General features: G+C 47.0%; 23 protein-coding genes. 18 read left to right on the forward strand and 5 right to left on the reverse strand.

What is annotated here, in order from left to right:
* The first annotated feature begins 70 nt into the window (after window positions 1–70).
* From J0L70_RS05645 to J0L70_RS05695, 11 genes are all read left to right on the forward strand, one after another.
* On the forward strand, window positions 71–1864 hold the full coding sequence (locus J0L70_RS05645) for an AAA family ATPase (protein ID WP_287453496.1): 1794 nt from the start codon (window positions 71–73) through the stop codon (window positions 1862–1864).
* A 198-nt stretch (window positions 1865–2062) separates the two neighbouring features.
* Entirely contained in the window at window positions 2063–2281 is a 219-nt protein-coding gene (gvpA, locus tag J0L70_RS05650) for a gas vesicle structural protein GvpA (protein ID WP_009768191.1), read from the forward strand.
* A 67-nt stretch (window positions 2282–2348) separates the two neighbouring features.
* Window positions 2349–3377, forward strand: a complete 1029-nt coding sequence (locus J0L70_RS05655; RefSeq protein WP_287453498.1) for a hypothetical protein — start codon at window positions 2349–2351, stop codon at window positions 3375–3377.
* Between the two features lie 16 nt (window positions 3378–3393).
* Window positions 3394–4773 carry a gas vesicle protein GvpN gene (gene gvpN / locus J0L70_RS05660; RefSeq protein WP_287453499.1) on the forward strand — a complete coding sequence of 460 codons (1380 nt, stop codon included), beginning with the start codon at window positions 3394–3396 and terminating at the stop codon, window positions 4771–4773.
* A gap of 35 nt (window positions 4774–4808) precedes the next feature.
* Window positions 4809–5171, forward strand: coding sequence for a gas vesicle protein (locus tag J0L70_RS05665; RefSeq protein ID WP_051077878.1), 363 nt, complete (start codon window positions 4809–4811; stop codon window positions 5169–5171).
* A gap of 3 nt (window positions 5172–5174) precedes the next feature.
* A complete protein-coding gene (locus J0L70_RS05670; RefSeq protein ID WP_017289405.1) occupies window positions 5175–5609 on the forward strand; it encodes a gas vesicle protein K in 435 nt (144 codons plus the stop codon).
* Window positions 5610–5623: 14 nt separating this feature from the next.
* Window positions 5624–6361: a gas vesicle protein GvpF gene (gene gvpF / locus J0L70_RS05675; protein ID WP_287453500.1), complete on the forward strand. Its 738-nt coding sequence runs from the start codon at window positions 5624–5626 to the stop codon at window positions 6359–6361.
* A 5-nt stretch (window positions 6362–6366) separates the two neighbouring features.
* On the forward strand, window positions 6367–6600 hold the full coding sequence (locus tag J0L70_RS05680; protein ID WP_017289407.1) for a gas vesicle protein GvpG: 234 nt from the start codon (window positions 6367–6369) through the stop codon (window positions 6598–6600).
* 29 nt (window positions 6601–6629) lie between these two features.
* A complete protein-coding gene (locus J0L70_RS05685; RefSeq protein WP_287453501.1) occupies window positions 6630–7256 on the forward strand; it encodes a DUF2301 domain-containing membrane protein in 627 nt (208 codons plus the stop codon).
* 126 nt (window positions 7257–7382) lie between these two features.
* Window positions 7383–8495, forward strand: a complete 1113-nt coding sequence (gene dprA / locus J0L70_RS05690; protein ID WP_287453502.1) for a DNA-processing protein DprA — start codon at window positions 7383–7385, stop codon at window positions 8493–8495.
* Window positions 8496–8592: 97 nt separating this feature from the next.
* A complete protein-coding gene (locus J0L70_RS05695; protein ID WP_190651267.1) occupies window positions 8593–9903 on the forward strand; it encodes a sensor histidine kinase in 1311 nt (436 codons plus the stop codon).
* On the opposite strand, the gene hemH is transcribed toward J0L70_RS05695, so the two are convergent.
* A complete protein-coding gene (gene hemH / locus J0L70_RS05700; RefSeq protein WP_017289411.1) occupies window positions 9892–11058 on the reverse strand; it encodes a ferrochelatase in 1167 nt (388 codons plus the stop codon). The genes J0L70_RS05695 and hemH overlap by 12 nt on opposite strands.
* Window positions 11059–11306: 248 nt before the next feature.
* Between hemH and J0L70_RS05705 the strand changes: the two genes are divergently transcribed.
* Window positions 11307–12497, forward strand: coding sequence for a site-specific integrase (locus tag J0L70_RS05705; protein ID WP_287453503.1), 1191 nt, complete (start codon window positions 11307–11309; stop codon window positions 12495–12497).
* Window positions 12497–13123 carry a class I SAM-dependent methyltransferase gene (locus J0L70_RS05710; protein WP_287453504.1) on the forward strand — a complete coding sequence of 209 codons (627 nt, stop codon included), beginning with the start codon at window positions 12497–12499 and terminating at the stop codon, window positions 13121–13123. The genes J0L70_RS05705 and J0L70_RS05710 overlap by 1 nt, the downstream gene beginning before the upstream one ends.
* A gap of 175 nt (window positions 13124–13298) precedes the next feature.
* Here J0L70_RS05710 and J0L70_RS05715 read toward each other — a convergent pair whose 3' ends face one another.
* Window positions 13299–14108: an ABC transporter ATP-binding protein gene (locus J0L70_RS05715; RefSeq protein ID WP_287453505.1), complete on the reverse strand. Its 810-nt coding sequence runs from the start codon at window positions 14106–14108 to the stop codon at window positions 13299–13301.
* A gap of 362 nt (window positions 14109–14470) precedes the next feature.
* Window positions 14471–15724 carry an FtsX-like permease family protein gene (locus J0L70_RS05720; RefSeq protein WP_268181808.1) on the reverse strand — a complete coding sequence of 418 codons (1254 nt, stop codon included), beginning with the start codon at window positions 15722–15724 and terminating at the stop codon, window positions 14471–14473.
* Between the two features lie 554 nt (window positions 15725–16278).
* Between J0L70_RS05720 and dnaN the strand changes: the two genes are divergently transcribed.
* From dnaN to J0L70_RS05745, 5 genes are all read left to right on the forward strand, one after another.
* The gene (gene dnaN / locus J0L70_RS05725; RefSeq protein WP_017289417.1) at window positions 16279–17415 is read left to right on the forward strand and encodes a DNA polymerase III subunit beta; all 1137 of its coding nucleotides are present in this window, start codon (window positions 16279–16281) and stop codon (window positions 17413–17415) included.
* 116 nt (window positions 17416–17531) lie between these two features.
* The gene (locus J0L70_RS05730) at window positions 17532–18068 is read left to right on the forward strand and encodes a hypothetical protein (RefSeq protein ID WP_017289418.1); all 537 of its coding nucleotides are present in this window, start codon (window positions 17532–17534) and stop codon (window positions 18066–18068) included.
* Window positions 18069–18151: 83 nt separating this feature from the next.
* Complete coding sequence (locus J0L70_RS05735; RefSeq protein WP_017289419.1) at window positions 18152–18673, forward strand: photosystem I assembly protein Ycf3; 522 nt, start codon at window positions 18152–18154, stop codon at window positions 18671–18673.
* A 24-nt stretch (window positions 18674–18697) separates the two neighbouring features.
* Window positions 18698–18988, forward strand: a complete 291-nt coding sequence (gene gatC / locus J0L70_RS05740; RefSeq protein ID WP_268181803.1) for an Asp-tRNA(Asn)/Glu-tRNA(Gln) amidotransferase subunit GatC — start codon at window positions 18698–18700, stop codon at window positions 18986–18988.
* A gap of 97 nt (window positions 18989–19085) precedes the next feature.
* On the forward strand, window positions 19086–20009 hold the full coding sequence (locus J0L70_RS05745; RefSeq protein WP_017289421.1) for a phosphoribulokinase: 924 nt from the start codon (window positions 19086–19088) through the stop codon (window positions 20007–20009).
* A 211-nt stretch (window positions 20010–20220) separates the two neighbouring features.
* On the opposite strand, the gene J0L70_RS05750 is transcribed toward J0L70_RS05745, so the two are convergent.
* Window positions 20221–20409, reverse strand: coding sequence for a hypothetical protein (locus J0L70_RS05750; RefSeq protein ID WP_287453506.1), 189 nt, complete (start codon window positions 20407–20409; stop codon window positions 20221–20223).
* A 37-nt stretch (window positions 20410–20446) separates the two neighbouring features.
* Window positions 20447–20995 (reverse strand): 5-formyltetrahydrofolate cyclo-ligase, encoded by a 549-nt coding sequence (locus tag J0L70_RS05755; protein WP_287453507.1) that lies wholly within the window; start codon window positions 20993–20995, stop codon window positions 20447–20449.
* Window positions 20996–21020 lie beyond the last annotated feature (25 nt).

Raw genomic sequence — 21020 nt, forward strand, 5'->3', positions numbered from 1 at the left:
GAAGAAGCTCAAAACCCATCGCCACCCCGATCCAATCAGTATTTGTAGTCTTCCCACCCAGTACCACCCAATGAGTGAGCTATTTAAAGGATTTGAGCAACTTTTAGAACTTGCCAAAGTGCTAGAAGAAAAAGCCGAAAAAGGTGAACTCAAAGCCAATATTCAAGTCAATCGTGCCGCTTTTAGCAGCATTCCCCGCAACACAGGCGGCATCGGCGTGAGTAGCATGGGCGCGAATCGTTCTCCTCAAGCTCCGACTCAAGATGTAATCGTGACTCCACCGCCTGCCGATTCGACTGCTTCACTTCAGGATGTGGGCGGACTGGGTGAAGTTCTTAAAGAACTCAGAGAATTAGTTGAATTGCCCCTCAAACGTCCAGAAGTTCTCGCAAAACTGGGACTTGAACCGATTCGAGGTGTATTGCTAGCCGGATCGCCAGGAACCGGAAAAACTTTGACTGCACGGGCACTAGCGGAAGAGCTGGGTGTCAATTACATCGCGATCGCTGCTCCTGAGGTAATGGGCAAATACTATGGTGAAGCAGAAGGGCGACTTCGCAGTATTTTTGAGAAAGCGGCAGCGTCGGCTCCTTGCATTATCTTTATCGACGAAATCGACAGCTTAGCGCCTGATCGTGCCAAAGTCGAAGGCGAAGTCGAAAAGCGAGTCGTCGCCCAATTACTCACCTTAATGGATGGATTTGCACAGACAAAAGGTGTAATTGTTCTCGCAGCAACCAACCGTCCGGATCATCTTGATCCAGCATTACGCAGACCGGGACGATTCGATCGAGAAATTCAGTTCCGCGTCCCCGATCGCGATGGACGCTTGGAAATTCTCAAAATTCTGACGCGATCGATGCCTCTCAAATCTGTCAATCTCGACTCGGTTGCCGATCTCACGATTGGCATGGTCGGCGCAGACCTCAAAGCAGTCTGTCAAAAAGCAGCTTATACAGCCTTGCGACGGCAAGTTCCCTCATTAAATGCAGTTCCCGATGAATTAACGATCGACCAATCCGATTTTCTACAAGCCTTGAAAGAAGTAAAACCGTCTGTTCTGCGATCGGTTGAAGTCGAATCACCGCAGGTCAATTGGGATCAAATCGGTGGATTAGAAGCCACAAAACGCACCTTACAAGAAGCAGCAGAAGGTGCAATGCTTTATCCTGAACTCTATCAACAAACAGGAGCCAAAGCACCGCGAGGAATTCTCCTGTGGGGATTACCTGGAACCGGGAAAACTTTACTCGCGAAAGCGGTCGCTTCTCAAGCAAGAGCGAATTTTATCTCGGTGAACGGTGCAGAATTGATGAGCCGTTGGGTTGGAGCAGCAGAACAAGAAGTTCGAGATCTGTTTAACAAAGCACGTCAGGCTTCCCCTTGTGTTGTGTTCATTGATGAGATTGATACGCTCGCTCCCGTCCGTGGCAAATTTAACGGCGATTCGGGAGTCAGCGATCGCGTCGTCGGTCAATTGCTAACTGAACTTGATGGGTTACAAGACTGTGGTGCGATTCTTTTAATTGCAGCGACCAATCGCCCGGATGAGGTTGATCCTGCGTTACTACGTGCAGGACGTTTGGACTTGCAAATTCAAGTCAATTTACCCGATGAAGCGAGTCGTTTAGAAGTTTTGCGAGTTCACAATCTCGATCGACCTTTATCCGAAGTTGACTTAGCCGCGATCGCAGCTCAGACCGAAGGCTGGAACGGGGCGGACTTAGCACTTTTAAGCAATCAAGCAGCACTGCAAGCGATTCGACGCTATCGTGCTCAAGGAATGACTGAACCAGAAAATCTAGCAATTAACGGAGAAGATTTCGCGATCGCGTATCAAGCACTCCTAAGCCAACGTCGGTAGAAGTGTGCTGCTATCGAATAGCAGCACAATCCGTGAAACTGCGGGACTGAAAGACTTGAAATATAAAGATTACGTGATTGTTCTCGATAGTCTTAAATCAGAATCTGTCCATGTTAAGTGTGGAAGACTAATCCATCAGAATCTGAGCCGGAACACTTCCACATTCAACTACTCTTAATCACGGAATTACAAACCATCATGGCTGTTGAAAAAGTAAACTCTTCTTCGAGCTTGGCAGAAGTTGTGGATCGCATTCTCGACAAAGGTATTGTTGTTGATGCTTGGGTGCGTGTTTCGCTCGTAGGGATTGAATTGTTAGCAATTGAAGCTCGCGTCGTCATCGCATCTGTAGAAACCTACTTGAAATATGCTGAAGCTGTCGGCTTGACGGCTCAAGCTGCAGTTCCTGCTGCATAGTTTTACGAAACAGAGGAGATCGAGATCTCCTCTGTTTTTTGAATTTTAAACTCAAGTACTTACAGCAATGGCTTTCAAAGATTCCTGGCAACAGCAACGACAAGTAAGACTGCAACAGGTAGCACAGCGCCGTCAAGCCGTTTCTGCGCTCCTCCAAGCAACGCATGAACAACGTCAACTGAATGCGTCTCAACTCCGAAGTGATCTGAGTTTATTTCGCGAAACCTTCGCTTACGACACCAGCTTGCGCCGTCAAAATTTGCATCAGTTCTGTGAAACGCTCCAAGAACAGACTCAAGAATTTTTAGCGGTCGCCCAAGCTGAGCGCAGTCTCATTTCACAACAGTTGAGACATGACCTCAGTGCATTTCGATCCACACTCAAGCAAACTGTAGAATCACTCCGGCGAGAAATTCAAGCCGATCTTCAGATCCTTCAGATTGAAGTTCAAGCGCAGCTAGATGACGCACGCCAGCAGAGAATCAAAAATCAGGTTCGACACTCGCGAAACCTACGCATCTTTGTTGAGCAACTTCACACAACTGTTGACGCATTTCTCGCAGATTGTGCCTTAGAGCGCCAGGAAAAAGCAGCACAAGCTCAACTCGATCGCGAAACTGAATTAGCCGCACTGTTCAAGAAATTTGCTGAATTTCGAGCACAGCTACAACAGTATCGCACTGAACTTTCCCATAGCGTTTGGGGAGACATTTCTGAGCCAGCGTCTCAACCCGCCCAACCCGCTACACCGAAGCCTGTAGCAGTTGTAGAACCTGTAGAACCTCCTGTCGTAAAACCCGCTGCTAAGCCGATCATTGTCCTGAAAAAGCCCGAAAAGAGAGGACGAGGGTTCCAAGTTGCAACATCAGCACCATCAACTGCTGTAATGCCTAAGATTGAGGTAAAAGCAGTTCCTGCACTCTCCTCAGATGAGCAGAGAATTTATGACTACATCGCAGACATGCAAGGTGCGCGATTAACTGAAATTGAATCCGCACTCGGCATTACTCGACTTCAGGCTGTAGAAGGACTGCGATCGCTCATTCAGCAAGGCAAAATCACTCAAAAAGATCGCGTTTATTTAATCCATCAATAAGGAAAGGACACGCCCTGTGACGACTGTATTAAGAGCTAGCCCCCGCCACTTTGTCAGTACGCCCGCGCTCGATCGCATTACGCTGCGCGCACTACGTTATTTGCAGTCTGGTTTTTCAGTTCACTTGCGCGGCTGTGCAGGGGTCGGTAAAACGACCCTAGCACTGCACTTAGCTGATTTGCTAGCTCGTCCCATCATGCTGATGTATGGCGATGACGACTCGAAAAGTTCAGACATGATTGGCGCGCAAGCAGGCTACACCCGTAAGAAAGTCGTCGATAACTTCATTCATAGCGTGATGAAGGTTGAAGACGAGATGAAACACACTTGGGTAGATTCTCGATTGACATTAGCTTGCCGAGAAGGATTCACACTCGTCTATGACGAATTTAATCGATCGCGTCCTGAAGTCAATAATGTGCTGCTCTCAGCCTTAGAAGAAAAGCTACTCGTCTTACCTCCGACGAGCAATCAGACCGAATACATTCGAGTCAATCCGCATTTTCGAGCGATTCTTACCTCGAATCCAGAAGAATATTGTGGCGTGCATTCGACCCAGGACGCTTTGATGGATCGCTTGGTCACCATCAATATGCCTGAGCCAGATGAACTGACGCAGCAAGAAATTCTGATTCAGAAGACAGAAATTGAGCGATCGAGTGCTGCATTTATTGTGCGATTTGTGCGAGCGTTTCGACAAAAAACAGGCGCAGAGAAAGCTTCTGGCTTGAGATCGTGCTTGATGATTGCAAAAGTCTGCCAAGAACATCACATTGCTGTCCTCCCTGAAGACGCAGAATTTCGGGATATCTGCTCAGATGTCTTGCTCTCACGCATTGGCATCGCGCCTGAAGATGCAACCAAAATTTTGTGGGCACTTCTCAATGAGCAAATTGGAGCAATTGAAATCCCCGTCATTTCAACCCCACAAGCAACCGTTGAGCAAATTGCTCAAACCGTTCAAGCATCCCTCAATGAGCAAACTGAAGCAATTGAAATCCCTGTAATTTCAACGATACAAGCAGCAGTTGAGCAAATTGCAAGTGCTCAACCCGTGCAAGTACCCTTTTTAGATGCAGAAGAACGTGCGGAATTAGCACTTCAAGAGCCACTCGAAGCGGCTCCTCTCAACCAACAAGTCGAAGCGCTCTTAAGTGATCTGCCAGAACTCGAAGAAGCGAGTACGATGAATGAGATTGCCGATGAGATTTCTCAAGAGCAGCAAATTTATCGCTATTTACTTCGATCGAAAGGTGCAGGACTCTCAGACCTTGAAAGTGAATTCAGTCTCGTCCGAACTGAACTGCTCGAATCGATTCGAGCTTTGACCATTCAAGGTTTAGTCATTCACCGCGATCGACGTTTCTTTGCTGTCGAGCCTGCATTGGAGAGCTAAGTGTGACGAACCCGACGAAGAGCATTCAGAGACCGATGCCCACGGCCACCCAAGGTTCCACCTTGGCAGATGTATTAGAGCGTGTTTTAGACAAAGGAATTGTAATTGCTGGAGACATTTCAGTTTCCGTTGCGACGACTGAATTATTGACGATTCGGATTCGATTGTTGATTTCTTCAGTCGATAAGGCACGTGAGATGGGAATCAACTGGTGGGAGAACAATCCCCATTACAGTGCTCAATCGAGAGAGCTGCTCGAAGCCAATCGCGCACTGATGGAGCGAGTAGAATCGCTAGAAACAGAGCTAAAAGCTTTGCGTCCAGCAGTTTCGCCATCTCTGCCAAAACCACCCGCGACCCCAGCCGAAACCTTGAAATCACTGCTCCAAGATCTGTAAGCTATGTCTTCTCTTGCCCCGAAAGCTAAGCCCGATGCAGGTCTTGCTCCCTTGCTTCTCACCGTGGTCGAACTGATTCGACAATTGATGGAAGCACAAGTGATTCGTCGGATGGATAGCGGAGAACTCAACGATGCGGATCTCGATCGTGCCGCAGATAGTCTTCGTCAACTTGAAGCACAAGTCATACGATTGTGCGATGTCTTTGAGATTGATCCGGCTGATTTAAACATTGATCTCGGTGAAGTTGGCACATTGCTTCCGAAAAATGGCGGGTACTATCCTGGAGAACGATCGACCAGTCCAACGATTTTAGAGTTGCTCGATCGCTTACTCAACACAGGTGTCGTTCTCGAAGGCAATGTTGATCTCGGTCTCGCTCAAATCGATCTGATTCACGCAAAACTCCAGCTAGTTCTGACTGCAAAGCCCATTTAGCCCCGGTTGAAACGATGAGCAATTTATATTTGTACGGCATTTTCCCCGCTCCCGGTCCTCAAGATCTCGACCTGCAAGGACTCGATCAAAAACCTGTACAGACTCAGATTGTAGATGGGTTTGCGTTCCTCTACTCGGAAGCACAGCAGCAACGCTATCTCGCGAGTCGTCGGAACCTGCTTGGGCATGAAAAAGTGTTAGAGCAAGCAATGCAGGCAGGCTATCGGACACTTTTACCGCTTCAGTTTGGATTAACGATCGAGACTTGGGAAACCGTCTCCGATCAACTTACTGCTCCGCATTTTGACCATTTAAAAACTCTATTTGAAAAGCTAGATGGACGGCGCGAAGTTAGTATCAAACTGTTTTGGGACAGTGCCGAAGAATTACAAGCGTTGATGGCAGAGAATGCTGAACTTCGAGAGCAGCGCGATAGCTTAGAAGGAAAATCGCTGAGCATGGATGAAATTGTCCGCATCGGGCAAGCGATCGAACATGCGATGAGCGATCGACGCGAAGCCATTATTACTGAGTTTCAAACCACTTTGAATGCAATGGCGATCGAGATTGTCGAGAACGATGTCCTGACTGAAGCGATGATTTACAACGCTGCCTACCTGATTCCGTGGGAATCCGAATCAGAATTTAGTCAAGCCGTGGAAAGACTAGATCAACAATTCGACGGGCGCTTGAAAATTCGATACAACGATTTCACTGCACCGTATAACTTTGCTCAATTCGAGCGGGAGTAAATTCTATGGTTTTACGCCTTTTATTTGCGCCTGTGACTGGGATTGGTTGGATTGCAGAACAGATTCAAGAACGAGTCGATACAGAACTCGATCAAACCGAAAATCTCAGTAAGCGACTTCTGGCGTTACAACTCGCGTTTGATATGGGCGAGATTTCTGAAGCAGACTTTGAAGCACAAGAAGAAGAATTATTGCTAGCCATTCAGGCGCTTGAGGACGAACAGGCAGAATCGCAGTAGCATAGAGCAAATCGAGTTATGAATGTCCTATGCAAACTCAAGAGCCGATCGTATACCAAGGACAGTTCGGAGAATTTAGCATTGATGATCACGATCGCCAGGGCGTGATCCTTTATCGCAGCGGATTAGCGATCGCTGCTTTGAGTTTTGCGATCGCGGTTGGACTAGCATTCTCGCAAAACTTTGCCTGGATAACGCCGCTTTACTTTGTATTTTGGACGGCGTTAGGCGTGAGCCTATTCACGATTCATATTTACCTGAAACCGTTACACCTCGCACTTCAGGCATTCTGGGCAATTGGCGGATTGGCTTCGATTGGAATGCTCTTGCTGAGTTCTGAACCGCTCGCACTGTATGTGTATCAGCATCCGATCACCATTTTTGGCATCGGGTTTACCTTCGCTGCTTTGACTGGAATTTTCGTTAAAGAAGCATTCTGTTTTAATCGTTTTGAGACCAAATTTCTGACTCCGATCGTGCCCTCATTACTGCTTGGGCATTTAAGTGGCATATTGCCCTTGGTCTGGGAGCAAGTTTTACTGGGCGGTTGGGCAGTCTTATTTGCTATATTTGCAATCCGAAAACTGATTCAACCCATCCCTCCCGATATCGGAGATAAAAGCGTATTTGAATACCTCAAGCATAAGCAAGCCTGACGATCGCAAAACAGCTTGCTTCTAAAATGCCAGCTTTTGCCGTCGGAAAACTTACGATCTCAAAAACGAATTTTGACCTTGGGGATCAGTGCGGGAACACTGATTTCATGATTTGAGGATCGATGCTTGAGTGAGGAACGTGCGTTTTGGTTAGCCTGGTCGCGAGTTGCAGGAGTTGGTCCCATCTTGCAAAAACGCATTTACCTTCAATTTGGCAGTTTGAAAACGGCTTGGACAGCCAAACCTGAAGAATTGCTTCAAGTCGAGGGCATCGGAGCGCAAAGCGCGATCGCAATTTGTACAAGTCGCGATCAAATTTCAGTCGATCGCCTAGATCAATCCCAAAATTTTCTCACTCCCGCCGATCCAGACTATCCTCGATTACTCTTTGAAATCCCTGACCCGCCTCCGGTTTTATATTATCGAGGGCAAATCGAGCTAATTCGAGAATTCGATCGCCAAAGTGCGATCGCTCTCGTTGGAACTCGCCAACCTTCCGAATATGGCAAACGTTGGACACGAAAACTCAGCGCAACTCTAGCCAATAACGGGTTTATCGTGATCTCCGGGCTGGCAGCGGGAGTCGATACCGAGGCACATCAGAGTTGCTTAGAAGCCGGGGGCAAAACAGTGGCAATTCTGGGAACAGGCGTAGATGTCGTTTATCCCTACAAAAATCGCCAACTCTACCATCAGTTACTCAAAACCGGATTAGCGTTAAGCGAATATCCCGCCGGAACTCAGCCCGATCGCAGACATTTCCCTCAGCGTAATCGCATCGTTGCCGGATTATCCCGCGCCCTGATCGTGACTGAAGCCCCAGAAAAATCAGGCGCACTGATCACCGCAAATCTTGCCAATGATTATGGACGAGATGTGTACGCACTGCCGGGCAGCTTGGATAACCCGAATGCGATCGGCTGTCTGACCCTGATCAGCAAAGGCGCACAAATCATTTTAGGGACATCACAATTTTTAGAAATGATTGGCACGATTCCAGCCCTCGATCAGCCGCAAAATCCGGATATCGTGACGCTGGCGAATTTAGATCCCAGCCTTGCAAAAGTGTTGCAGACCATTCACACGATCGCACAACGCTCTGAGCACGCGGCTGTTTCTTTTGATTTGATTGTCCAAACTGCGGAAATGCCAACAGCATCCGTCTCTAGCTCATTAATGCATCTAGAATTGCTCGGCTTAATTACGCAAGTTCCTGGAATGCGATACCAGATGATCTGAGCCAATTTCTCGATGATCTGAGTCAATTTCTTACGAAATAACTCAGCCAAAATAGACGAACGCGGATATCGTAATGCAGAGGTAGGAAGCTGTTGAAATGTCTGACCAAAATTTAGTCTTAATCGTGGACGATAGCACAACGAATGTGCGTATCTTAGCAGATGTGCTTGAAACAGCAGGATTCTCTGTCTTGTCGGCTAAAAGCGGCGAAGATGCTTTACAGCAACTCGAAACTATCTTGCCAGATTTGATTGTGTTAGATGTACTCCTACCGGGCATTGACGGATTTGCCACCTGCGATCGCATCAAATCCAATCCCCTCACCCAAGAAATTCCGATTATCTTCATGACTGCACTGGCAAATGCCGAGGATAAAGTCAAAGGACTTCACTTGGGTGCGATCGACTACATTACGAAACCATTTCAACAAGTCGAAGTGCTGGCGCGCGTGAAAACCCATATCAAACTCCGCCGCCAAACTCAGCAACTCAAAGACCTGAATGAGCAATTAGAACAGCGGGTCGCAGAACGAACGCATCAACTTTCGCGATCGCTCAACGATCTGCAACAGGCTCAACTCCAACTGGTTCAGCAAGAAAAAATGTCGATGCTCGGGCAACTTGTCTCTGGCATCGGACATGAAATCAACAATCCCCTCAACTCAATGACGGGTAATCTCAGACATGCAGAGCGCTATCTCCGACGTCTAATCCACCATCTGCATCTCTATGAACAGCACTATCCCAATCCTGCCGAAGCGATCGTTCACAATGCTGAAGAGATTGATCTCCCTTTTCTGATGCAGGATTTGCCTCGATTGCTCAGTACACTAGGAGTTGCAACCGAGCGGATGAATCATATCAGTCGAGCACTCCGAACCTTTTCTCGCAGCGACAACGACAATACGATCGAGCTAAATCTGCAAGACGGATTAGACAGTACGCTGCTGTTGTTACAACATCGACTCAATCCCACTCCCGAGCGTCCTGCGATTCAAATTACCCGAGACTATGCAGATCTTCCACCTGTACTGTGCTATCCAGGGCAACTCAATCAGGTGTTTATGAATCTCTTAGCCAACGCAATCGATGCGATCGAAGAAGCAAATCAAGGTCGTTCTTACAAGGAGATTGCCGCGAATCCGAACCAGATTCATGTCATCACTGAACTTCAAGACAGTACTGCGATCGTCCGCATTCGAGATAACGGCATTGGCATGAGCGAAGCCACTCAGCAAGATATTTTCAAACCCTCATTTACAACAAAACCTGTCGGCAAAGGGACAGGTTTAGGGCTGGCGATCGCTCACCAGATTATTGTGGAAAAACATCAAGGAAAGCTGATCTGTGAATCTACTCCCGCTGTCGGAACAGAATTCACGATCAAGCTTCCTGTCTTAGCCGAGTAACCCGAAAGCGTGCAGTGGACCGCGCCCTAAGAGCATCTCGATCGCCAAAGCAATTAACCCGATCATCGCAACTCGCCCATTCCAGACCTCGGCTGAAGTCGTCATGCCCCATTCCCAACCTTCTTGGGGATACATCTTGACTCGCTTCTGAGGATGAGCCACTTCTGAAAAATGGACAGACGGCGCATTTAACGCATCCGTCACCATGGTTGCTAATTCTTGAATAAAGATGGGATGCGTATTCAAAGCAGGAACCCGTCCAAATTTCTCAATTCCAGCTTCTTCAGCGATCTCACGATATTCCATATCGATTTCTTGCAGCGTCTCAATATGCTCAGAGACAAAGCTAATCGGAACCACGGCTAAGTTCTTGACTCCTTCAGCCGCTAACTCTTCTAGTGCTTCTTCGGTATAAGGTTGCAGCCATTCAACCGGACCGACTCGACTTTGATATGCCAAGGTATAAGGATTCGATCGATTGAGCGTCTTCATGATCAGCGACGTGCATTCTTCGATTTCGCGCTGATAGGGATCGCCTGCTTCTTCGACATAGCTCACCGGAACGCCATGTGCGCTAAAGAAGACATGCACATCTTCAGGTTTCTCAAATTGGTCAATCTCTTGGGCAATCAAGTCTGCCATGGCAGCGAGATAGCCAGGTCGATCGTACCAAGTTGGAATCACGGTGTAGTCGATCTTCTGAAGCACCGGGTCTTGTTCCCAAAGCTGTTCTAGAAGTCGGAAGCTGGAACCGCTGGTACTAATCGAAAACTGTGGATAGAGCGGCAAAATCACTAATTTCTCAATTTGGTCGCGCTTGATCCGAGAAATGGCTTCCTCGGTAAACGGATGCCAATAGCGCATTCCGATATAAACGCTCACGTCTTGTCCGCGCTGGCGCAGTTGGTCTTGAAGGGCTTGTGCTTGTTCTTCGGTAATGCGACGCAGCGGAGAACCGCCACCAATCTGCATATAATTTTCTTGAGATCGCTTTGCGCGTAGGGTCGAAATCAACCAGGCTAATGGACTCTGCAACCACGGGAACGGCAGACGAATGATTTCCGGGTCAGCAAATAAGTTGTACAGAAAGGGGCGGACATCTTCGATCTTATCCGGTCCCCCAAGATTCAGTAATAAGACCCCTACTCGACCCATAGCGATATTAAATCCTTGTTTATTCTCAGCTTCGTTACCGATTTTAACAATAAAATCTGAGCTACACCGAAGCAAATTAACTAAATCTCAGCGAAAAATTCGATCATATTGAACATTCTGAACAAATATCAACTGGGGTTAACATTTGCTCAACCCCCATTAGAATGAAATCCTTGACAAAAGGGTCGCTTTTAGAATCTAGATTTGAACTGGAATAGGTTAGACAACAGCACAGATTCTTGATTTGAATGCTCTATCGTTTTGGTGTTTCAGGCTTTTTGCGATCGCATATGGCAGATTTAGATGCTCGAATTGTTCAGACGAATCAACGTCTCAAAGCAGCCCAACTCGGACTTCAGATCGAGCGGCGTGGCGTAAAACTCGCGCTGCGAGGAACCTTACCCCCGCGTCCGGGCAGTTCTAAATTACGCCCGTATCAACAGCGTCTGAGCTTAGGAATTCCAGCGACAGCAGCAGGATTGAAGCAAATCGAGCAAGAAGCAAAAATTGTTGCTGCCCAGTTAATTCAAAATCAATTCGATTGGCGAGAGTACCTGAGCTTCACAGACGGAAAGCGATTGAGCCAGCAAGATCTGAGCCAGCAGATTGCCGCCTTTGAGCAAGACTTTTTAAATCAGCCTGAGCGAGCCATCAATCCTGCTGCGACGAAAACCACTTGGTCTAGCGCTTATGCCCCGTATCTACGGAAGTTAAGCGCGATCGCGGCTGAGTCTCCCACTCTTACGCTGATCGAAGCGATTTACAAAACCGTTGAATCTATCCCCCTCAATTCCCGAAGCCGCCAACTCTGCTGCACCACATTCAGCGCATTTGCCGAATTTCTCAACCTGACGCTGCCCAAAGATCTGAAAAAGCTATCCGGCGGATATGGCGCGAGCAAAACTCAAGCCCGCACGTTGCCCTCTGATCAGGAAATTTTGAGCGCCTGGGAAAAGATCCCGAATCCAGGTTGGCAATTTGTGTATGGAATGATGGCAACGTTTGGATTGAGAAATCATGAGGTGTTTTACTGCAATTTGAATGGGTTAAAGCGCGGGGAAACCTCGATCGAAGTTCTGCCCACAACAAAAACGGGAAGCCATCAGGTTTGGGCGTTTTATCCAGAGTGGATTGAAACTTTTAATTTAAGAGAGTTTCAACTCCCACCTGTTGAAACAGACTTAAATAAGACCACGTTGCGACAAGTTGGGCAACGGGTCACGGCACAATTTCGGCGGTATGGTGTGCCCTTTTCTCCTTACGATTTACGTCATGCTTGGGCAGTCAGAACGATTCATTTTGGGCTGTCGGATACGGTAGCAGCAAAAATGATGGGGCATTCGGTACTGGTTCACACGCGGACTTATCATCAATGGATAACGCAACGAGATCAGCAAATGGCAGTTGATCATGCATTGAAGCGAATGCGAGGTGAATGATGGCAACGATTTTGAGAGATTGGAGTTATCAATATCAATGGCTGTATGACGGGATTTCGAGGATTGCAGCATTGAGTGTGGGCGGAGAAGCCCGATTTCGACAATTAGCCTTACAGGGATTGACGATCGAGCCAGAGACGAAAGTGCTGGATCTCTGCTGTGGCAGTGGGCAGACTACGCAATTTTTGGTGCAGCGATCGCGCAATGTGACAGGCTTAGATGCCTCTCCTTTATCGATTCAACGCGCGAAAAAGAATGTTCCAGAAGCAGAATATGTTGAGGCATTTGCCGAGCAGAATCCGTTACCGGATCAATCTTTTGATGTAGTGCATACCAGTGCGGCAATGCATGAAATGCAGCCTCAACAATTACGGCAAATTTTGCAACAAGTGCATCGAGTTTTGAAACCGAATGGTGTGTTTACAATGGTCGATTTTCATGCCCCAACCAACCCTATTTTTGTACCTGGGTTGGCGATATTTTTCTGGCTATTTGAGACAGAAACCGCTTGGCAATTGATTCAAACTAATCTGATCGAATTACTAGAAGAAATTGGATTTGAAATTCAAACCCAACAGCTTTATGCAGGTGGAAGTCTTCAGGTCATTCAGGCAAGAAAACGTTAAAAAGCGCCATCATACAAGACGGCGCTTTGGGGTTTAGATATAGCGTTTTTGAAACTAATTAATGGGTTCTGTATAGCGAGAAATTAACGGTACAACTTTGTGAACTAGGTAGTTATTCAACTCGTTTTGCTCACATGAATAAAGTATCCGGTTTCACCTGTTAAATCGATCCACCTCAAGATAGGTTATTCGCAATCAGAGACTCTCGCATCCGACTGATCTCCGATCGCTCGCCATTCGTCAAAATCCCATCTTCGAGGTAAGCAATGTGATCGGCGACATCCGCAATCCGAGGGTCATGCGTCACGATCAAAACCGTCCGCCCTCTCTCTTTTGCTAAAGTTCGCAGCAATTCAATTACGGCATGACCGTTGTGCGAATCTAACGCCGCAGTCGGTTCGTCCGCCATGATCAACGTTGGATTTCCAGCTAGGGCACGTGCGATCGCAACTCTTTGTTTCTGACCGCCAGAGAGATCTTGAGGATGCAATTTTGCTCGATCGGCAAGTCCAACTTGATCTAACAGTTGCATCGCTTGCTGACGCGCTGCTGATCCCCGAATCCCCTTGAGATTAAGCGCGACTTCAATATTCTCGATCGCGCTCAGCGCTGGAAACAAGTTAAAGCCTTGAAAGATAAAGCCAATATTTTCGAGGCGAAATTGGGCTAACTTGGAGCTTGACAGTTTGGTGATTTCTTGTCCCAGCAAGCGCACACTGCCCGCAGTGGGAGTCAGAATTCCTGCCAAAATTGACAACAGTGTGGTCTTTCCTGATCCTGAAGGACCCATCAGAAGCTGAATATCGCCATATCGCACTGTCAAATCCACATGGCGCAGAGCATGATAGCGATCGCCACCAGTCTGATAGACCATTTCTACTCCACAGGCAGAAATCGCGTTATCTGCTCCATCCAAACTGTTAGAACAAGGTTCAATCACCCGGCTCTCAGTCTGATAACTCACATTAATCGGGGTTGCAGTCATTCGTTTAACAAACGGTAGGAAAACAGTTTATAAGGAGAGGGTGTGTGGAGGAGTGTCGAAACAGTCTTTTCTGATCATGACTTCAGGCAGGTCGAGTCAAACTCCAGACAAAGATTCGAATCTGTACCAAGGTTCAACAAAACGTTAAACAATTTGGGCAGCTTCATCACCTTCAAAAAGGAGAAACTCTATTGCTCTATTGTATGAGGTCAAATTATGCTACGGGATGAATTCATGTGACAGCTATGTGAATAATTAGCGTCATTCCAGATTGCGAGAGATATCATTCTATGTATAGATGCGTAATGATTATTCAAGATTCTACGCTGAATCTTCGCAATTTCAGGGAAATTCCATAGAGTTCATGCCTTGAAGACGATCGCGGGATCGACTCGGGTCACTTTTTGCACCGCAAACATTGCTGAACCGACACACATCACAACCGTCAGCACAAAAATGCCAACGCCTGTGGCGGGAGTAATTAAAATCATGATGCCTTGAGCCGCCTGTGTCCACATACCCAAACCGAGACAGAACGCAATACTGGGAATGTAGCCCAAGACTGCCATCCAAAGCGCTTGTTCTAAAATCACGCTGTAGATTATCCAGTTTGACGCGCCCATTGCTTTGAGAGTTCCAAACTCGCGAATATGGTCGGAAACAGATGAATATAAAATCTGTCCGACAATCACCATGCCGACGATAAATCCTACTGTTGCACCTAATCCCAAGACAAAACCAACTCCAGTCCGATTCGTCCAATAAGAGCGGGTCAGTTCTGCGATTTCAGACTGAGTATAGGCGCGAGTGTCCGGTAGGGCAGATTCTAATCGCTGTTTTAGCTGCTGGAGATCTTGTCCGGGCTGCGCCCGAATCAGCACAAAGGAGATCGGGTCTTGGACATTGACGCGACGAGGTGCAGCAGGATTTGGGTCAGGAGATGTGAAAGAAGAATTTTGACTGGTACAAGCTATTTCGCCGTTCGATTGCCGGGTGCAGGTTACGCCTGTGTCTGTGCCGCCTAACCCATAAGCATTTGCATTCTCTAAAGACGTATAGATAAAGGCGCTAGATGCGATCGACTGCGTATCTTGGGTCAAGCCTACATATTGAGCAGGTAATGCTCGGAATGCGCCGATTGCGCCGCGCTCGTTTAGTTCCTGGAGTCCCAAATTTTTTAAGCTGTTGTAATCGACAATGACGGTGTAGGGCTGATTCAAGGCTTCGAGCTTACCCTGAGTCACTTGCCAACCTGCAAACAGCCGACTATTGGGATCAAAGCCATAAATCCGAATTGGCGTAATTCGCCCTTGGCTATCGCGCCAAATACTCGATCGAATCATTAACGCTTCTGCACGCTCAACTCCTGCAACTTTCTGCGCTTCTTCAACGCGCTGAGCCGGCATGGGAGAAGACAATTCGAGATGGACAATATCTTTCGAGGCAACCCAGAGATCAGCGCTGGACTGATCAATGATGCGAGCGGTGGAACGACTGAAACCGCGAAGAATTCCAATCTGGATCGTGACTAGGCTGACCGCGAAAATAATGCCGGCTTGAGCAACGAGAAAACGGGGAATATCTTCAAATAGATTTTTGCGGGCGATCGAAGCCATAGGGCAGAGAGTCGGCAGATTAAGGCGAAGAGGGCGATCAGTGTGAACTGTCATACGAGGAAAACCGTTAGAAGTTGATCGTATGACTTCTGGGTAAGCCTGAGCGTTCCTTCAGCGTAGGGTACTTTATGGCAAATCAACACTAATCTAACTACTGAAATTTATAGTTTTTCCTTATTAATCAACGGCTTCTGTGGAAAACTTGCAGTTTTCTGTGGAAAAACTTGTGGGAAATTGGGCTAAATCTGCGGAAATTTTAGCTTGAGATGTGAGACTGGGAAAGTTTTTCCACAGGCTGCGATCGTATTTGTTGTGAAAAAATCGTCGATCGCTGAGTTTTCCACATTTTCCACAGGTCGTACAATAGTACTGAAAAAGCATCTGATTTGCCTAGAAATTTGATCTTTGATCAATCTGGCTATCTAGTGTTACGATGCTCAAGCATCACATGAAAACGCTAGATGTAGATCTAAAGATTCACGTCTTCCCTTGATATAGAGTTATTACTACTTTTTCCACAGCCTTTCTCTTCGTCCTATATCCTGACTACTGCCATGAAACTGGTCTGCGCCCAAACCCATCTTAATTCTCATCTGTCTCTTGTCAGTCGCGCCGTTTCTTCGCGCCCGACTCATCCGGTTTTGGCAAATGTATTGTTGAAAGCGGATCAGTCGACACAGCGTGTGATTTTGAGCGCATTTGATCTCAGTTTAGGAATTCAAACAAGCTTTCCGGCACAGGTCGAAGAGAGTGGAGTGTTAACTCTGCCTGCGAAATTGTTGAGCGATATTATCTCGCGTTTGCCGGATGGCGATGTGACGATCGAGAGCGATGCTGAAGGCAGTCATGTCACGACTTTGACTTCTGCATCGGGACGCTATCAAGTTCGGGGAATGGGAGCTGAGGAGTTTCCTGAGTTGCCGAAGATTGAAGAAGGTGAGCAGACGCATCTCGTTGCAGATGCTTTAGTAGATGGACTGCGGGGATCGCTATTTGCGGCAAGTGCTGATGAGACGAAGCAAGTTTTGACGGGAGTTCATGTGAGCTTACAGCCGGACGGTTTGGAGTTTGCAGCGACTGATGGACACAGACTTGCTGTGGTCAAAACGATCGAAGAAGATGCAAAGTCTGAATCAGAACCGCAATTAGATGTGACAGTTCCCGCGAAGGCGTTGCAGGAATTGATGAAAATGCTCGATCGTCAAAATGGCAATGCGGTAGATGTGCGCTTTGATCAAGGTCAAGTAGTGTTTGAGTGGGCGGATCAGCGTCTGACGAGCCGACTGCTAGAAGGTCAATATCCGAATTATCGGCAGCTTGTGCCACGTCAGTTTACGCATCAATTGACGATCGATCGCAGATTGTTTTTGAGTTCTTTAGAGCGGATTTCGGTACTCGCAGATCAGAAGAATAATATTGTGAAAGTCCATCTTGATCCTGCCGCGCAACAGCTTACTTTGTCGGTAGATGCTCAAGATGTCGGAAGTGGACGAGAAGCGATCCCGGCTCAGATTTCGGGCGAAGGCATGGAGATTGCATTTAATGTTCGCTATCTGTTAGACGGATTGAAGGCAATCAATACCGCAGAAGTGCAAATGCAATTGAACACGTCAACAAGTCCAGTAATTTTATCGCCACTGGGTAGCTTGAAGATGACGTATTTGGTCATGCCAGTCCAAGTACGATCGTAAGATTTGCTCAGAAATTTTAGACTTCCACTAGAGGCACATCCCTGCTGTAATCAGGGATGTGCCTTTTTATAAATTTCAAGGTCGCTATAATCGACGAAAGAGTTTTGTGAAAAATAATGCAGTCAGATGCGTTTGCAATTCTGGGTGTTCCGATTACAGCTCCTTATGCAGAAGTTTTCGATCGATACTGCGCTGTGACAGAGTTATTAGAGCAGAGGATTTCTTGCAGTCAATCACAAGCACTAGAATTTGCTACGCAGAACTTAGATCTTGTTAAACAAGCATTTCGCTCACTTGCGGAAGAAGAGTTACGCAGGCAGGTGATTCATCAGATGCAAGAACAAGTGATTCAGACCAAGCTTCAACCTAAAAGTTTTCTTGCAAAAGCGATACTCAATTATCCAACTTCCGCCGTTACGGCATTTTACGAAAGTGCAGTTGATGATTTGAAAGTTCTACAATATTGGTCGTTGAACAATATTGAGTTTGTCACGGGCACTTTACACGATCTCAATCTTGCCTATTTATTCGTCCGAATGGATTCACGCGGTGACGGTGGACAGTCCATCAGCGTTCCATGCTCTCCGCTCTCTCCTCAACCCAATTTTGGGACAGAAGCAGAACCTGATACCGGACTTTCTACTGTTCCGTGACATCATGATGAGCGGATCGATTGCTTGGGCTGGTTCATTAAGGCGCTAAACTGAAAGACAGTCTCACGATTTAACAAACGTTTATGCCTAGATCTCAACGTAACGACAACTTCATCGATAAAAGCTTCACCGTCATGGCGGATTTGATCTTGAAGGTCTTTCCGGCGAGTCGCAAAGAAAAAGAAGCTTTTGCTTATTATCGAGATGGCATGTCTGCACAGGCTGATGGGGAATATGCAGAAGCCCTTGAAAACTATGAAGAAGCACTGAAACTCGAAGAAGATTCTAACGATCGTAGCTACATTCTCTACAACATGGGCTTGATCTACGCCAGCAATGGGGATCACGACAGAGCTTTGACCCTATACCACGAAGCGATTGATGAAAATCCTCGCCTGCCTCAAGCTTTGAATAACATTGCAGTGATTTATCACTATTTGGGCGAGAAAGCCAAAGAAGAAGGTAACGACGACGAAGGCGACAAATTCTTTGATCAAGCCGCAGACTACTGGAAGCGGGCAATTCTACAAGCTCCGAACAACTATATCGAAGCTCAGAACTGGCTAAAAACAACCGGTCGATCGGGGATGGATGTATACTTCTAAGCGATTTAGTTTGAGAGAGTTTGTATGATCGATCGCGAACAGGTTCAGAAAGTCGCGCACTTAGCTCGCCTAGAATTGACTCCTGAAGAAGAGGGGAAATTTACAACCCAGTTGAACGATATTCTCGACTACTTTGAGCAGTTGAGTGAGTTGGATGTCAGTGATGTACCACCCACCACACGCGCGATCGATGTCTCGAATGTCGTTCGAGTCGATCGGCTTCAACCCTATACTGATCGCGAAACCATTCTCGAAGGTGCACCCGATCGCGACGGCGATTTCTTCAAAGTGCCAAAGATTGTCACTGGAGACTGAATCTTCTTAAAGATTTGATTCACGTCACTTTCCATTTAGGGAGATTAGTGCTTTCCTTACAAGGATAGATTGCCCTTGTGAAGTCCTAGGAGAAATCATGTCGCGTCCAATCATTCTCGGCATTGTGGGAGATAGTGCAGCAGGCAAAACCACACTGACACGCGGGATTGCTCAGGTGTTGGGTGAAGAAAATGTAACGACAATTTGTACAGACGACTATCACAAGTACGATCGCACCCAACGTGCCCAGATTGGAATTACAGCCTTGCATCCTGACTGTAATCACTTGGATATCATGCAGCAGCATTTATCGCTGCTGCGATCAGGGCAGCCGATTCTGAAGCCGAATTACAGCCATAAGACGGGAACCTTTGAAGCCCCAACTTATATCAAGCCGAGCAAGTTTGTCATTGTAGAAGGACTGCTCGGATATTCAACTCGTGTGGCAAGAGACGCTTACGACGTGAAAGTGTATCTTGCCCCACCCGAAACGTTACGGGCACAGTGGAAGGTTAAGCGAGATACGCAAAAGCGGGGCTATACAGAAGAACAGGTTTTAGAAGAATTGCAGAAGCGGGAGCCAGATTCTGAAGCTTACATTCGTCCGCAGCGAAGCTGGTCAGATTTAGTCGTGAGTTTTTGCCCATCGACGACGGATTCAAATGGACAATTGGATGTGAAATTAGTGCTGCGTCCGACGATCCCTCATCCTGAGTTAACGCGGGTCGTTGGAGAAGATTCTCCCACGCAGTCGGCGATTCGGTTGGGACTCGATCGCGATATGGGTAAGCCTGTCGATGTGCTAGAAATCGATGGACATGCCACGAAGGATCAAGTTGTGCATCTAGAGCGCTTTATCTGTGATGAGCTTCCAGCCTTGTCGAATGTTTGTAATCCGACAAGCGATACAGAGTTGGGAAAAGTTTCAGGGACAACGGGCGAGATGATTCAGAGCTATCCGTTAGCCATGACACAGTTGTTGATTGTGTATCACATGCTGAAAGCAACGAAAGCGATTTAAGAGAGTGTTTGAACAGTATTGTTCCTTGCACTCACCCGCCCTGGAATGGAATTCCGGGCTAGTAGAACGAAGTCCACTCAAGGGACTAACAGCCAATCACAATCAGATCTTCAATCCGTTCCAAAGGACTTCACACTGTTAGCCCCGACTTCTAGGGGCGAGATAGAACGAAGCGGGGAAACTGTTGATATTTTCAAACATCTTCTAAAAGTCAGTCTGCTTTAAACTGCGGCTCGCTTGTATGTGGGTGTTCGATTTCTCCTTCGCTATAGCCCAAGTCGTAAAAACTAGCAGCCTGTGGATCATGCTCAGGGGGTTGCTTTGAGCGACCTGACCAAGCATCTTCTTTGCCTCGATCGAACCATTCCTGGTGCGGGTGTGGGGAAGTGTTGCTTTCCATCAGAAAATTCACTCCGAAGCGATCTGATGCCCTCATTCTAATGATTCAATTGGCTGTAGAGTCCGGATTCTGTACAAATTGCATTTAACGGCTGATCCCACTCATCGATCGCTAATTCATCCACAACTGCAAAATCAAATAGAATGCCGATCGCCTTTTTCTCGCGCCATTCCGGTTGACTGAATAGGCGATCGTAAAATCCCCCACCATATCCCAATCGGTAGCCCTTTCGATCGCACATCACACAAGGGACAAGGATTAAATCTACTTCTGAAACATTAATTTGAGGACTATCGGGATCAGGTTCTTGAATGCCAAACTTGCCCGATCGTAGATTGCCAGCAACATGCCAAAAGAGAGACTGATCCACACAGCGCGGGAGTCCCCAAATTTTCGGCAGCGTCAGCAATTCGCTTAAATCAGGTTCTTGGCGGAAGCTGCAATACGAGAGAATCGTTTGGCTCGATCGCACTAGCTCTGAAATTTTGAGATGTTCAACGATCGCGTGACTTTTTGATTTCCACTCCACTTGAGAGAGAGAAAGACGCTTCTGAAGATAGATTTTTCTTAAGTCTGATTTATTCATTTTTACGCTTTCTTGCTATTTTCAC

Origin of the sequence: Leptolyngbya sp. UWPOB_LEPTO1 (assembly GCF_017302695.1) — a bacterium.
GTDB lineage: Bacteria > Cyanobacteriota > Cyanobacteriia > Leptolyngbyales > Leptolyngbyaceae > Leptolyngbya > Leptolyngbya boryana.

What these genes read in the sequence shown, in the direction of transcription:
- J0L70_RS05720 (WP_268181808.1), bottom strand. Translation starts at nt 15,724, where the DNA reads ATGGCTTCGATCGCCCGCAAAAATCTATTTGAAGATATTCCCCGTTTT.
- dnaN (WP_017289417.1), top strand. Translation starts at nt 16,279, where the DNA reads ATGAAACTGGTCTGCGCCCAAACCCATCTTAATTCTCATCTGTCTCTT.
- J0L70_RS05695 (WP_190651267.1), top strand. Translation starts at nt 8,593, where the DNA reads ATGTCTGACCAAAATTTAGTCTTAATCGTGGACGATAGCACAACGAAT.
- J0L70_RS05715 (WP_287453505.1), bottom strand. Translation starts at nt 14,108, where the DNA reads ATGACTGCAACCCCGATTAATGTGAGTTATCAGACTGAGAGCCGGGTG.
- J0L70_RS05710 (WP_287453504.1), top strand. Translation starts at nt 12,497, where the DNA reads ATGGCAACGATTTTGAGAGATTGGAGTTATCAATATCAATGGCTGTAT.
- J0L70_RS05750 (WP_287453506.1), bottom strand. Translation starts at nt 20,409, where the DNA reads ATGGAAAGCAACACTTCCCCACACCCGCACCAGGAATGGTTCGATCGA.
- J0L70_RS05735 (WP_017289419.1), top strand. Translation starts at nt 18,152, where the DNA reads ATGCCTAGATCTCAACGTAACGACAACTTCATCGATAAAAGCTTCACC.
- J0L70_RS05670 (WP_017289405.1), top strand. Translation starts at nt 5,175, where the DNA reads ATGTCTTCTCTTGCCCCGAAAGCTAAGCCCGATGCAGGTCTTGCTCCC.
- J0L70_RS05685 (WP_287453501.1), top strand. Translation starts at nt 6,630, where the DNA reads ATGCAAACTCAAGAGCCGATCGTATACCAAGGACAGTTCGGAGAATTT.
- gvpA (WP_009768191.1), top strand. Translation starts at nt 2,063, where the DNA reads ATGGCTGTTGAAAAAGTAAACTCTTCTTCGAGCTTGGCAGAAGTTGTG.
- J0L70_RS05680 (WP_017289407.1), top strand. Translation starts at nt 6,367, where the DNA reads ATGGTTTTACGCCTTTTATTTGCGCCTGTGACTGGGATTGGTTGGATT.
- J0L70_RS05655 (WP_287453498.1), top strand. Translation starts at nt 2,349, where the DNA reads ATGGCTTTCAAAGATTCCTGGCAACAGCAACGACAAGTAAGACTGCAA.
- J0L70_RS05730 (WP_017289418.1), top strand. Translation starts at nt 17,532, where the DNA reads ATGCAGTCAGATGCGTTTGCAATTCTGGGTGTTCCGATTACAGCTCCT.
- J0L70_RS05665 (WP_051077878.1), top strand. Translation starts at nt 4,809, where the DNA reads ATGCCCACGGCCACCCAAGGTTCCACCTTGGCAGATGTATTAGAGCGT.
- J0L70_RS05645 (WP_287453496.1), top strand. Translation starts at nt 71, where the DNA reads ATGAGTGAGCTATTTAAAGGATTTGAGCAACTTTTAGAACTTGCCAAA.
- hemH (WP_017289411.1), bottom strand. Translation starts at nt 11,058, where the DNA reads ATGGGTCGAGTAGGGGTCTTATTACTGAATCTTGGGGGACCGGATAAG.
- J0L70_RS05705 (WP_287453503.1), top strand. Translation starts at nt 11,307, where the DNA reads ATGCTCTATCGTTTTGGTGTTTCAGGCTTTTTGCGATCGCATATGGCA.
- gatC (WP_268181803.1), top strand. Translation starts at nt 18,698, where the DNA reads ATGATCGATCGCGAACAGGTTCAGAAAGTCGCGCACTTAGCTCGCCTA.
- J0L70_RS05745 (WP_017289421.1), top strand. Translation starts at nt 19,086, where the DNA reads ATGTCGCGTCCAATCATTCTCGGCATTGTGGGAGATAGTGCAGCAGGC.
- J0L70_RS05755 (WP_287453507.1), bottom strand. Translation starts at nt 20,995, where the DNA reads ATGAATAAATCAGACTTAAGAAAAATCTATCTTCAGAAGCGTCTTTCT.
- gvpF (WP_287453500.1), top strand. Translation starts at nt 5,624, where the DNA reads ATGAGCAATTTATATTTGTACGGCATTTTCCCCGCTCCCGGTCCTCAA.